Source organism: Clostridium brassicae, assembly GCF_026738875.1.
Classification (GTDB): Bacteria; Bacillota; Clostridia; order Clostridiales; family Clostridiaceae; genus Clostridium_H; species Clostridium_H brassicae.
Map to the genome: position 1 here is coordinate 60,662 of NZ_JAPQFJ010000001.1, position 13,235 is coordinate 73,896.

A 13,235-nucleotide genomic window follows, 5' to 3' on the forward strand; every position below is an offset into this window, starting at 1 on the left:
TTAAGCTAAAATGAATTATTCGAATTTTAATAAATCAAACACAATGTCTATATGAATAATTCAAAACATGTTAATTCATTTTATTGATAAAAAATAAAAATAATGATATAATAATTTCATTAAATGAATTATAAAATACATAAAAATTCATTGTGAAAGAGGGAAGAGAATGAAACCAAAGAAGAAAATGTCACTTACTATAAAGATATTATTAGGACTATTATTGGGTGTTGCTTTTGGAATAGTCTCCAACATGTTCTTTGAAAAAGCTATAAATGAATCTATTATTAAGTGGGTTTTAGATCCAGCAGGTAATGTTTTTTTAAGAGGAATAAAAATGCTTGTAGTTCCATTAGTTTTATGTTCTTTAATATGTGGAACAGCTAGTGTTGGAGATATTAAAAAATTAGGTAGACTAGGTGTGAGAACTATGGTTTACTATACTGCAACAACTGCGTTTGCTATTAGTATAGCTATTATGCTTGCGAATATAATAAAGCCAGGGCTAGGAGGAGAACAACTCTTATCTACTGCTAAAAGTTTTAAAACTGCTGATGCTCCTTTTATTATGGATGTTTTTGTTAATATGGTTCCTACAAATCCCATAGAATCTTTGGTTAAAGGGGAAATGCTACAAATAATTACTTTTGCTATATTATTTGGTATAGCAGCCACAATGATTGGAAAAGCAGCACAGCCTATGCTTGATATAATAAGCCAGATAAACGAAGTTCTTTTAAAAATAATAGGAATAGTTATGTTGTTTGCTCCTGTTGGAGTATTTGCACTTATATCTAAGGTTATAATGATTCAAGGTTCGGATGTTTTAATCAAGTTATTTAAATATGGAATTACAATTGTATTAGTTCTTTTAATTCAACTTATAGTAGTATATGGATCGGCTTTGAAATTTATTGGAAGAGTAAGCCCTATAATGTTTTTTAGAAAATTTTGGCCTGTTATGGTAGTTGCATTTAGTACATCAAGCAGTAATGCTACTATACCTATTAATCTTGAGACCTGTGAAAAAAAATTAGGTGTTAAAGAGGCCATTGCAAGTTTTACCATACCATTAGGAGCTACTATTAATATGGATGGTACAGCTATAATGCAAGGAGTTGCTACTGTCTTTATTGCTCAAGTATATGGTATACCTCTTACTATTAATCAAATGTTAATGGTAGTGTTAACCGCTACTTTAGCTTCTGTAGGTACTGCAGGAGTACCAGGGGTGGGATTAATAACACTTTCTATGGTGCTTCAACAGGTAGGTTTACCAGTGGAAGGAATATCTTTAGTGTTAGGTATAGATAGAATATTAGATATGATGAGAACTGTAGTTAATGTAAGTGGGGATGCAACCGCAACTGTAATTATGGCTAATTTAGAAAAAGAATTAGATTTAGATGTATATAATCAGAAGTATATATGTGAAGAAAAATGTGTTTTAGATGCTGAATAAAGCTGCAATGCAACTTTATTGAGTAACTAGTTTCTAATAATTATAAATACTATAGAATAGGCAGTTGATGAACAAAAAAATCATCAGTTGCTTATTTTTTATTTAAGAAGCTGGTTTTGAAGATTTTATTTCATATTTTTCAAAATTTTAGTCGTTAATCATAGGAAAGCGGTATGGTAGTTACTAAATAAAAGTTTTTTAATTTGATATTGATTTTTCTGTCTATTTGATTTAATATATACATATAACAAAAATAAACGAATAATATATAAAAAGTGATTAAAAATGTTCGTAAAATTACTCGTATATGTTTAGTAATATGGACTAAACGTTTCTACCAAACGGCCTTAAACTGTTTGACTACGGGTGTTTATATTAAATTTTACACGTTAATTTTTTATAAGTGATATAACAATACTTTAGTATATTAGCAATGAAGTATATATTTTTGCTATATGATTAAAGTGTTAATTATATTAATTTCTTATATTAAAGGTGTTAAATGATATAGACTCCCTAGTTGTGTACTAGGGAGCTTTCTTTTTTGATAATTAGATTTTAATATAGGGGGGAAATATATGGAACTATTAAAAAATAGAATTACTAAAGATGGCAAGGTTATAGGCAGTGATGTTTTAAAAGTAGATAGTTTTTTGAATCACCAGATAGATGTGAAATTATTCAAAGAGATAGGTAAAGAATTTAAGAAAAGATTTGATAAAAAAGAAATAACAAAGATTTTAACCATAGAGTCTTCGGGAATAGGAATTGCATGTATTACTGCACAATATTTTGATGTGCCTGTAGTATTTGCAAAAAAGCATGCAGGTACTAATATGGATAAAGATAGTTTTCAGTCAGAAGTTTTTTCATTTACCAAAGGTAAATCCTATAATGTCAGAGTTTCTAAAAAGTATATACTACCAGAAGATAAGGTTTTGATAATTGATGATTTTCTTGCTAATGCTAATGCTGCATCAGGTTTAATAGACATTATAAATCAAGCTGATGCAAAAGTTGTTGGAGTAGGTATTGTTATAGAAAAAGGATTTCAACAAGGTAGAAAAATTATTGAAGATCAAAATATTCAATTAGAATCTTTAGCCATTATAGAATCAATGAGAGATGGAAAGATAGTTTTTAAAAATTAGGGGATGCGTATATGATTAGTACTGTTGTTTATAGAGGAAATATAATATTTACTAAAAGTTCTGAGAAATTCACAGTTATAGAAAACGGATATATATTTGTTAAGAATGGAAAAGTGGATAAGATAAAATCTGAACTTTCAAAAGAAGATGAAGTTTATGAAATTATAGATTATAAAGATAAGTTAATTATACCAGGATTTATTGATTTACATTTACATGCACCTCAATATGCTAATTTAGGATTAGGAATGGACAAGCAATTATTAGAATGGTTAGATGAGTATGCTTTTCCAGAAGAATCAAAGTTTAAAGATTTAATGTATACTGAAAAAGTGTACAAAAAAGTGGTTAAAGAATTATGGAGATGTGGAACTACAAGATCGGTTGTATTTGGAAGTGTACATAAAGATGCAACTAAAATACTTATGGATTTATTCATAAAATCTGGGCTTGGAGCGTTTGTAGGAAAGGTTAATATGGATAGAAATTCTCCAGATTATATAATAGAAGATACACAAAAGTCTATAAATGATACAGAAGAAATTGTATGTGAATATAGTAATAAGTCAAGATTAGTTAAACCAATTATAACCCCACGATTTGTCCCAAGTTGTTCTTCTCAAGTTATGCAAGGAATTGGCGCGATAGCTAAAAAATATAATATTCCTGTGCAATCTCACTTGTCTGAAAATATATCTGAAATTCAATGGGTAAAAGAATTACATCCTGAATGTAAAGAGTATGGTAATGTATACAATAAATTCGGATTATTCGGTGAAGTTCCAACAATTATGGCTCATTGTATATATAGTTCAGAAAGAGAAATGAATTTAATAAAAAATAACGGAGTTATTGCAGTACATTGTCCTACTTCTAATTTAAATGTTGCAACTGGAATTATGCCTGTAAGAAAGTTTATGGAAAAAGGTATAACAGTTGGATTAGGATGTGATATTAGCGGTGGTCACAAAATTTCTATACCTAATGTTATGGTAGCAGCAGTACAGATGTCTAAGATGAAGTGGCTTGAATCAGATAAAACATATAAACCTTTAACAACAGCAGAAGTTTTTTATATGGGAACTAAAGCCGGAGGAAAATTTTTTGGAAAAGTTGGAAGTTTCGAAGAAGGATATGAATTTGATGCATTAATTATAGATGATAGTAGCTTAGGTGATTTAGATAGGACTATTGAAGAAAGACTACAAAGATATATTTACATAGGAGATGATAGGAACATAGTCGAAAGATATGTAGCTGGACAAAAAATATCAGAACCTAAATTTTAAAAGTTAATATGCGAATGAAAAGTGCTTGTAATTAAAGGGAATTAGGAGTGCCAAAATCAGTCCTAAAAATTTCCTTAAGTATACATAATTATAAAAAACTAAAATTATGGAGGAGAAAATTTATGAAAAAAATTATGGCTTTAATGTTGATGTTAGTTATGTCACTAAGTGTTTTTTTAGTTGGCTGTTCTTCGGAGGGAGACAAAAAAGCAGATTCAAAACAAAGCACAGAGTCTAATAAGAAGATAAAAGTAGGATTTATTTATGTAGGACCTGTAGGTGATGAGGGATATACATATTCACATGACCAAGGAAGAAAATATTTAGAAGAGAAATTAAAAGTAACTACTATATTTAAAGAATCAGTTAAAGAAGATACTGCTGAAGTTCAAAAGGTTATAGAAAATATGGTTGATGAAGGTTGTAATGTTATAGTAGGAACTAGCTTTGGATTCATGGATGGAATGGCTAAATCAGCTAAGGAACATCCAGATGTTAAGTTCTTACACTGTTCAGGATATATGTCTGATGAAAATATGTCTAACTATTTTGGAAGAATGTATCAAGCAAGATATTTATCAGGTATAGTTGCTGGTATGAAAACAAAAAGTAATACTATAGGATTTGTAGGAGCTCATGAAATACCAGAAGTAGTTAGAGCTGTAAATGCATTTACATTAGGAGTTCGTTCGGTAAATCCTAAAGCTGTTGTTAAAGTTAAATGGACAAATACTTGGTATGATCCTGCTAAGGAAAAAGAAGCTGCAAAAGCTCTTTTAGATGAAGGTGCAGATGTTATTGCTCAGCATCAAGACACTGCAGGACCACAACAAGCAGCGGAAGAAAAAGCAGCATTTTCAATTGGATATAATACAAACATGGAAAAGAAAGCACCAAAGGCTTATATGACATCAGCAGTATGGAACTGGGGACCATATTATGTGAAACAAGTACAAGCTGTAATGGATGGAACTTGGAAATCTGAGAGCTATTGGGGTGGGTTACAAGATGGAATAATAGATCTTGCTCCGCTTACAAAAAATGCACCACAAGGAGCAGAAGAAAAAATTAAAAAGGCTAAAGAAGATATAATTTCTGGAAAAAATAAAATATTTGTTGGACCTATAAAAGATAACAAGGGTCAAGAAAAAGTAGCAAAAGATAAAGTTATGACTGATGAAGAATTGTTAAAGTTTAATTGGTTTGTAGAAGGAGTTCAGAATGGTGGAAAATAAAATTCCTTACATTGAAATGAAAAATATAACAAAACAATTTGGTAAGGTAGTCGCTAACAATAATATTAATCTAAAAGTGTATGGAGGGGAAGTTCATGCTCTTTTAGGAGAAAATGGAGCTGGGAAAAGTACATTAATGAACATGCTATCAGGAGTTTATACTCCTGATAGCGGTTCTATCTTAATTCATGGAGAAGAAGCTAATTTTGATTCACCAAAGGATGCTATAGCTGCTGGTATTGGAATGATATACCAACATTTTAAGTTAGTGGAGAATATGACTGCTGAAGAAAATATTATTTTAGGTCAAAAGGGCGGATTGTTTTTAAATAAAAAGAGAAGTTTAGAAAAAATAGAAAAATTAAAAGAAAAGTTTGGATTAGAAATTAATTTAGAAAAAAATGTGCACGAAATGTCTGTAGGTGAGAAGCAAAACCTTGAGATATTGAAAGTTTTATATAGAGGAGCAAATATTCTTATATTAGATGAACCTACTGCTGTGTTTACACCTCAAGAAAGTGAGAGACTCTTTAAAATAGTTGAGAAAATGAAAAAAGAGGGATGTGCTGTTATATTTATTACTCATAAAATGGATGAGGTAATGAATACTGCTGATAGAATAACTGTACTTAGAAAAGGTGAAAGTATAACTACTTTAAATAAAATTGATACAAACCCTAAAGAACTTACAGAATTGATGGTTGGAAAATCTGTAGATTTATCTATAAAAAATGTTGAAATAGAAACAGGAGAGGAACTTTTAAAAGTAAATAATTTAAAAGTTTTAAATGAGGAAAGAATTGAAGTACTAAAAAATATTAGTTTTTCAATAAAAACAGGTGAAATTTTGGGAGTTGCAGGAATAGCTGGAAGTGGACAAAAAGAGTTATGTGAGGCTATAGCTGGTCTTCAAAAGGTTGAAGATGGAGAAATAATTTTTGATGGAGAAAATATAGTTGGAAGGACAAGCAGAGAAATTATTAGAAGAGGTATAAGTATGAGTTTTATACCTGAAGATAGATTGGGTATGGGGCTAGTTGGATCTATGGATATGGTTGATAATTTACTTTTAAAGAATTATCAAAATTCTAAAGGAATGTTTATTAATAGGAAACCAATTGAAGAAAAAGCAACAAAAATGGTGGAGAAGCTTGAAATAAAAACTCCTAATGTTCATTATCCGATCAGATATTTGTCAGGAGGAAATATTCAAAAAATACTTTTAGGAAGAGAGCTAAGTTTATATCCTAAGCTTTTAATAATGGCTTATCCTGTAAGGGGATTAGATGTAAATACATGCTATACAATATATGATTTGATAAATGAAGAAAAAGCTAAAGGTAACTCAGTTATTTATATTGGAGAAGACTTGGATGTTCTTTTAAAGCTATGTGATAGAATCATGGTTATATGTAATGGAGAGATTACTGGGGTTTTGAATACAAATGGTCTAACAAAAGAAGAAGTGGGTAGCCTAATGATGGGTAATAAAGAAAGGGAGGATGTAGCTAATGTTTAGAGTTATAAAAAGAAGTGAAATAACAAGATCAAACACAATAAAGATAAGAACTATAGCTATAATTCTTGCCCTATTGGTAGTTGGAATTTTTATTTTAGTATTAGGATTAAATCCCTTAAGGGTTTATAGTTCGATGATAAAAGGAGCTTTTGGATCTGATTATAAAATCAGACAAACTATAATAAAAGCTGTGCCTCTTTTAATAACTGCATTAGGGATTTCAGTTGCTTTTAAAATGCAATTTTGGAATATAGGAGGAGAAGGGCAAATAATGATGGGAGCATTTGTGGCGTCTTTTTTTGCACTTAATTTTCAGAATCTTCCTAAGCCGGTTTTACTTTTAGTAATGGCTATTGCTGGAATTATAGGAGGCGGAGTTTGGGCTTTTATACCTGCATTTTTTAAGTCGAAATGGGGTACTAATGAAACAATTTTAACATTAATGATGAATTACATAGCTATTAAGTGGGTAGCTTATTTACAATATGACCTATGGAAGGATTCAAAGGCAATGGGTTTTCCTAAGATACCTAATTTTTCGGAAAATGCTATACTTCCTAAGTTTTTAGGTGTTCACATAGGTTGGATTATTGCTATTATTCTTGTTGTTTTAATGTATATTTTTATGAATTATACTAAAAAAGGATATGAAATTAGTGTTTTGGGAGAAAGTGAGAAAACTGCTTTATATGCTGGCATCAACATTAAAGGGACAATAATAAGTGCAGTATTTTTAAGTGGTGGATTATGTGGATTAGTAGGAATGATTCAGGCATCGGCTGTTAGTAATACTCTTTCTGTAGAAGTTTCAGGAGGAGTAGGATATACAGCTATAATTGTAGCGTGGTTAGCTTCTTTAAGTGCACCTTTAATTATGGTGGTTTCTGTGCTTTTTGCAGCTCTTCTTCAAGGTGGACTATATATACAGACAGCATTTGGCATACCAGAAGCTGCTGCATTAGTATTACAAAGTATGATACTGTTCTTCGTATTAGGTAGTGAATTTTTTATAAAATATAAAGTTTTTTTAAAAAGAAATTCCAAAAAATCAATAAAAAATCAAGAAAGTCTATGCAAATTAAAGGAGGCGAATTAAATGGATTCATTAACAGCATTTTTAAGTGCAGCAATTGTTGCGGGAACGCCTCTTTTATTAGCTACTTTAGGAGAAATAATTACAGAAAAAAGTGGGAATCTCAACCTTGGAGTTGAGGGAATGATGCTTCTTGGGGCTGTGTTTGGATTTATGACAGGACTTAAAACAGGTAATCCAGTTTTAGCTATGATATCAGCAGCTATTGCTGGAGCGTTTGGGGCTTTGATATATGCATTTCTTACAATAAGCCTAAAAGCAAATCAAGTTGTTTCAGGGCTTGCTCTAACTATATTTGGGACAGGTGTATCTAGTTTGATTGGAAAAAGTTTGATAGGGCAAACAGCGCCTGAAACTGTAAAAAGTTTTTTTGTACCTTTTGCTATACCTATTCTTAGTAAGATTCCTTTTATAGGTTCAGTATTTTTTACTCAAGATTCATTTGTGTATATAGGATATATAATTACAGTTATTCTAGGTATATATATATATAATACTAGAAGTGGACTGAATTTAAGAGCTATAGGTGAGAACCCAGCTTGTGCAGATGCAGCTAGTATAAATGTAAATTTATACAAGTATTTAAATATATTGTTAGGAGGAGCTTTATGTGGGTTAGGAGGAGCATATCTATCACTAGTTTATATTCCTGCATGGCAAGATAATGTTACAGCAGGAAGAGGATGGATAGCAGTTGCTCTTGTAATATTTGCTTCTTGGAATCCTTATAAAGCTATAGTAGGTTCATATTTATTTGGTGGATTGGATATAGCAGGATTTAGATTTGAGGCTTTAACGGCACATGTATCACAATATTTAATAGATATGCTTCCTTATATTGTAACAATAGTTGTATTAGTTGTTGTTTCTATGAGGAAAAATAAAAAGAATGCACCACCTTCTTTCTTAGGAAATCCATATTTTAGGGAAGAAAGATAAAAGGTTATAGATCAATTATATTTTATAATAACTATTTACAAGTGGGATTGGCATGAATTATGCGTACTGGTAAGGCATAAGGCTATCTTATAAAATGTAATTAAATAATAAAAAATTAAAAGGTGGGTGCATTTAATATGACAGGAAAAACTATTGATCAAATTAAAATGGGTGACAAGGCATCATTTACAAAAACTATGTCAGAAACTGATGTGTATTTATTTGCTGGTATTTCAGGAGACCTAAACCCTGCACATGTAAATCAGGTTGAATCAGAAAAAACAATGTTTAAAGGGAGAATTTGTCATGGAATGTTAGTGTCAAGTTTAATATCAACTGTATTAGGAATGTATCTTCCAGGACCAGGGACAATATATATGAGCCAAGAAGTAAAATTTTTAGCTCCAGTAAGAATGGGTGACACTGTAACGGCTACAGCTGAAGTTATAGAAAGAAATGAACAAAAAAATAGATTAGTACTTAAAACTACTGTTACTAATCAAGACGGAAAAGTTGTTATAGATGGACAAGCAATGGTAATGCCACCTAAAGCAAAATAAAGGTCGTCTATAAGTAAAACCTGTAGAATAGTAAATTCTACAGGTTTTTTAGTTATTTAAATATTTAAAAGTGCCTGATGACTTGCATTATATTAACTGGTAAAATATAAGATATAATAATGTATTTATAAAAGGAGTATGAATACATGGTGAATAATGATGTTACTAATAATGCTTTAAAAAAATTAAATATAATTTCTAATAATATTTCAATAGGAATAATTGAAATAGATAAAGAAGGAAGTATTTTATCATTTAATAAAGCAGCAGAAAGAATTTGTTCGATGAAGTGTAAGCAAGTTTTACACAAAAATATAGCAGATGTGATTCCAAAACTAAATGATGTAGAAGATAGTGAAATAAATAAAAAGACTAGAAAAAATGAAGTATATATAACTGGAAAAGTCACATGTGTAACTAAAATACCTATAAAAAAAGGAGGAAATATAGAAGAAACTATAATACTTATTAGTGATGAAACTGAACATGTTAGATTAATGAAAGAACTAGAAAGAAATAAGGATGTTTCTGAAGTATTAGAAGCTGTTCTTGAAATGACCTATGATGGAATTGTAGTAGTTGATAAAGAAGGCTATGTAAGAATGATAAGTAAGGTATATTCAGATTTCCTTGGAATAGATAGAGATAAATCTATAGGAAAGCATGTTACAGAAGTAATAGAGAATACGCGAATGCATATTGTAGCGAAAAGTGGGATAAGAGAAAGTGTAGATTTTCAAAAAGTTAGAGGTAGGTACATAATAGCAAACAGGATACCAATAATAAAAGATGGAGAAATACAGGGTGCTGTTGGGAAAGTGCTGTTTAAAAACCTAAAATCTTTCGATTCCTTTTCAAAGAAAATAAATAAAATAGAAAAGCAGATTAAACAATATAATGGAAGATCCAGTGAAAATAACAATGCCATATATAGCTTTGATAATATAATTGGAAGAGGAAAGGCAATAGAAAAAACTAAAAATATAGCCAAAAAAGCCGCCCTTACCACATCCAATGTTTTACTAATTGGAGAAAGTGGTACAGGAAAAGAACTTTTTGCACATGCTATACATAAGGCTAGCGATAGAGCTTATGGGAATTTTATAAAAGTTAATTGTGCCGCTATACCTTCAGAACTATTAGAATCAGAGTTGTTTGGATATGAGAGAGGATCTTTTACAGGTGCAAATAAAGAAGGCAAAATAGGAAAATTTGAATTAGCGGATGGTGGTACCATATTCTTAGATGAGATAGGGGATATGCCTTTATCTATGCAAGTCAAGCTTTTAAGGGTTATCCAAGAAAAAGAGGTTGAAAGAGTAGGGGCAGATCATATTAAGAAGATAGATATAAGAATTATAGCAGCTACAAATAGGAATTTAGAAAAGATGGTTCATGAAAGAAAGTTTAGACAAGATTTATATTACAGACTTAATGTTGTTACTATTAGAATTCCTTCTTTAAGAGAAAGAAAAGAGGATATAGAAACATTAATATATTATTTAATAGGTAAAATAAGCAAAAAACTTAATAAATATATTAAAGGTATAACAGTAGAAGCAATAGAGTATATGAAAAATTATACTTGGGAAGGAAATGTGAGACAGTTAGAGAATGTTATAGAGATGGCAATAAATATTGTAAACTATGGGGAGGTTATAGATATTGACCATCTACCTAAAGAGATAACAGGAAGAAAGATTATAAGCAATATAGAAAAACTAGAAGATGTTATTAATAAAGCGGAAAAAGAAGCTATTTTAAATGCTTTAGTGGTTTGTAAAGGAAACAAATCTAAAGTTGCAAAATTATTAGAAATTAGTCGTACCACGCTTTACGAAAAGATGAGTAAACATGATATTTTAAGTTAAAAATGCAATTCAAAATATAAATCCACATAAAAAGTGTACAGATATACTTACATATTTTAAGAGAAAAGTAATGTGTGTAAGTAAAAATGTGCACTTTTATTTGTCGAAAAAGTAAAAATGTTAGGTTATCCTAACAATAAATAAAGATATTGATATTTTGTTGTATAAAAATTGGCGAAAATAGTCGTAAAAGAAAATTTAAAATTAATATTTTTAATGTGATTTGTGTTGACTCTTATTAATGAAAAAGTTTACAGAATATTGTTAAAACATTGGCATGCTAATTGCTAATTTAATAAGTGTAAGTTTTAAAATACAAAACGTAAATATTGTATGATAAGGGAGGCCATGATTATGAGATCAAAAGTAGTAAGTCTTGATGAAGCTATTTCATTAATTAAAGATGGTGACACAGTTGCAGTGTCAGGTTTTGTTGGAGCGGGTCATCCAGAAGAATTAACTTCCGGACTTGAAAAAAAATTCTTAGAAGAAAATAAACCTAGTAATTTAACTTTTATTTATGCAGCTGGACAAGGTGATAGTAAGGATAGAGCAATGAATCATGTAGCTCATGAGGGGTTAACTAAAAGAGTTATAGGAGGTCACTGGGCTCTTGCACCAAAGCTTCAAAAACTTGCTTTAGATAATAAGACAGAAGCTTACAACTTTCCACAAGGAACTATATCTCAACTATTTAGAGATATAGCAGCTGGAAAAATAGGTACAATTACTCATGTTGGTTTAAAGACATTTGTAGATCCAAGATTACAAGGTGGAAAAATAAATGATGTAACTAAAGAAGATTTAGTTAAATTAGTTAATGTTGATGGAAATGAAAGATTATTATACAAAGCAATGCCTATAAATATTGCATTAGTTCGTGGTACTTATGCTGATGAAAAAGGTAATGTAACTATGGAGAAGGAAGTTGCTAGCTTAGAAACTCTTTCAATAGCTCAAGCAGCTAAAAATTCAGGTGGTAAGGTTATAGTACAAGTAGAAAAGATAGTTAAAAACGGGTCTTTAGATCCAAAACTTGTTAAGATACCAGGAATATATGTAGATGCCATAGTAATAGGTACACCAGAAAAGGGTATGCAAACTTTTGGAACACAATATAATCCAGCATTCTGTGGAGATGTAACAGTTCCACTAGGTAGCATGGCATCAGTGCCTTTAAATGAAAGAAAGATAATAGCAAGAAGAGCAGCAATGGAACTTCCAAAAGATGCAGTGGTTAACTTGGGAATAGGAGTTCCAGAAGTTATAGCAATGGTAGCTAATGAAGAAGGAATAGGAGATTCCATGACATTAACAGTAGAAGCAGGTGCAATAGGTGGAGTACCAGCAGGTGGACTAGACTTTGGTGCTACAACAAATGCAGAAGCTATATTAGACCAACCATATCAATTTGATTTTTATGATGGTGGTGGAGTAGATGTAGCATTCTTAGGATTAGCTCAATGTGATGAAAAAGGAAATATAAATGTAAGTAAATTTGGTCCAAAGATAGCAGGATGTGGTGGATTTATTAACATAACTCAAAATGCTAAAAAAACAGTTTATTGTGGAACATTTAAAGCAGGTGGATTAAAAGTAGCTGTTGAAGAGGGAAAATTAGTAATAAAACAAGAAGGAAAAGTTAATAAGTTCATAAAAGAAGTTGAACAAATCACATTTAGTGGAGAATATGCACAAGAAGTAGGACAACCAGTTCTATATATAACAGAAAGAGCAGTGTTTGAATTAACAAAAGAAGGATTAGTTCTTAAAGAAATTGCACCAGGAGTTGATTTAGAAAAAGATGTACTAGCTCATATAGATTTTAAACCAATAGTAGCTAAAGATTTAAAATTAATGGATGAAAGAATATTTAAGGATGAGTTAATGGGTCTGAAATAATTAATTAAATTTTTAAATTATCAAATTGACAACTATAAGTTATATGCGTTGGCTTTATAGATATAAACTTTATCATATAAAAGTTCAAGAAAACTTATAAATAAAACTTACAAATCAGATATTATTACCAGTAATAAAAAATAAACTTACAAATCATAAATTTATAGATGAAAAATTTAAAACAAACTTACTAATTTTAATGTCATTTTCTAGA

At 30.2% G+C, this 13,235-nt stretch carries 10 protein-coding genes and 1 riboswitch; all 10 genes read left to right on the plus strand.

Annotated features, from left to right (window positions below; all coding sequences use genetic code 11):
- Nucleotides 1–169: 169 nt before the first annotated feature.
- The 10 genes from OW729_RS00350 to OW729_RS00395 all read left to right on the plus strand — a co-directional run bounded on the left by OW729_RS00350 (nt 170) and on the right by OW729_RS00395 (nt 13,021).
- A complete protein-coding gene (locus tag OW729_RS00350; protein WP_268059406.1) occupies nt 170–1,462 on the plus strand; it encodes a dicarboxylate/amino acid:cation symporter in 1,293 nt (430 codons plus the stop codon).
- A gap of 281 nt (nt 1,463–1,743) precedes the next feature.
- A riboswitch (purine riboswitch) is annotated at nt 1,744–1,845 on the plus strand.
- A 195-nt stretch (nt 1,846–2,040) separates the two neighbouring features.
- Nucleotides 2,041–2,613, plus strand: coding sequence for a xanthine phosphoribosyltransferase (locus OW729_RS00355; RefSeq protein WP_268059407.1), 573 nt, complete (start codon nt 2,041–2,043; stop codon nt 2,611–2,613).
- A gap of 11 nt (nt 2,614–2,624) precedes the next feature.
- Nucleotides 2,625–3,902: a guanine deaminase gene (guaD, locus tag OW729_RS00360; RefSeq protein WP_268059408.1), complete on the plus strand. Its 1,278-nt coding sequence runs from the start codon at nt 2,625–2,627 to the stop codon at nt 3,900–3,902.
- Between the two features lie 122 nt (nt 3,903–4,024).
- Nucleotides 4,025–5,137, plus strand: a complete 1,113-nt coding sequence (locus OW729_RS00365) for a BMP family ABC transporter substrate-binding protein (RefSeq protein WP_268059409.1) — start codon at nt 4,025–4,027, stop codon at nt 5,135–5,137.
- Complete coding sequence (locus OW729_RS00370) at nt 5,124–6,656, plus strand: ABC transporter ATP-binding protein (protein ID WP_268059410.1); 1,533 nt, start codon at nt 5,124–5,126, stop codon at nt 6,654–6,656. Before OW729_RS00365 ends, OW729_RS00370 begins: the two co-directional genes overlap by 14 nt.
- On the plus strand, nt 6,649–7,752 hold the full coding sequence (locus OW729_RS00375) for an ABC transporter permease (protein ID WP_268059411.1): 1,104 nt from the start codon (nt 6,649–6,651) through the stop codon (nt 7,750–7,752). Before OW729_RS00370 ends, OW729_RS00375 begins: the two co-directional genes overlap by 8 nt.
- Nucleotides 7,753–8,688: an ABC transporter permease gene (locus tag OW729_RS00380; RefSeq protein ID WP_268059412.1), complete on the plus strand. Its 936-nt coding sequence runs from the start codon at nt 7,753–7,755 to the stop codon at nt 8,686–8,688. It abuts the gene before it with no gap.
- A 137-nt stretch (nt 8,689–8,825) separates the two neighbouring features.
- A complete protein-coding gene (locus tag OW729_RS00385) occupies nt 8,826–9,248 on the plus strand; it encodes a MaoC family dehydratase (protein ID WP_268059413.1) in 423 nt (140 codons plus the stop codon).
- A gap of 146 nt (nt 9,249–9,394) precedes the next feature.
- Nucleotides 9,395–11,119 carry a sigma 54-interacting transcriptional regulator gene (locus OW729_RS00390; RefSeq protein WP_268059414.1) on the plus strand — a complete coding sequence of 575 codons (1,725 nt, stop codon included), beginning with the start codon at nt 9,395–9,397 and terminating at the stop codon, nt 11,117–11,119.
- Between the two features lie 354 nt (nt 11,120–11,473).
- Nucleotides 11,474–13,021 carry an acyl CoA:acetate/3-ketoacid CoA transferase gene (locus OW729_RS00395; protein WP_326498344.1) on the plus strand — a complete coding sequence of 516 codons (1,548 nt, stop codon included), beginning with the start codon at nt 11,474–11,476 and terminating at the stop codon, nt 13,019–13,021.
- Nucleotides 13,022–13,235: the final 214 nt, after the last annotated feature.

Bases quoted from the DNA above. Each gene is read 5' to 3' on its own strand.
- OW729_RS00390 (WP_268059414.1), top strand. From the start codon at position 9,395: ATGGTGAATAATGATGTTACTAATAATGCTTTAAAAAAATTAAATATA.
- OW729_RS00355 (WP_268059407.1), top strand. From the start codon at position 2,041: ATGGAACTATTAAAAAATAGAATTACTAAAGATGGCAAGGTTATAGGC.
- OW729_RS00385 (WP_268059413.1), top strand. From the start codon at position 8,826: ATGACAGGAAAAACTATTGATCAAATTAAAATGGGTGACAAGGCATCA.
- OW729_RS00380 (WP_268059412.1), top strand. From the start codon at position 7,753: ATGGATTCATTAACAGCATTTTTAAGTGCAGCAATTGTTGCGGGAACG.
- OW729_RS00395 (WP_326498344.1), top strand. From the start codon at position 11,474: ATGAGATCAAAAGTAGTAAGTCTTGATGAAGCTATTTCATTAATTAAA.
- OW729_RS00350 (WP_268059406.1), top strand. From the start codon at position 170: ATGAAACCAAAGAAGAAAATGTCACTTACTATAAAGATATTATTAGGA.
- OW729_RS00370 (WP_268059410.1), top strand. From the start codon at position 5,124: ATGGTGGAAAATAAAATTCCTTACATTGAAATGAAAAATATAACAAAA.
- guaD (WP_268059408.1), top strand. From the start codon at position 2,625: ATGATTAGTACTGTTGTTTATAGAGGAAATATAATATTTACTAAAAGT.
- OW729_RS00365 (WP_268059409.1), top strand. From the start codon at position 4,025: ATGAAAAAAATTATGGCTTTAATGTTGATGTTAGTTATGTCACTAAGT.
- OW729_RS00375 (WP_268059411.1), top strand. From the start codon at position 6,649: ATGTTTAGAGTTATAAAAAGAAGTGAAATAACAAGATCAAACACAATA.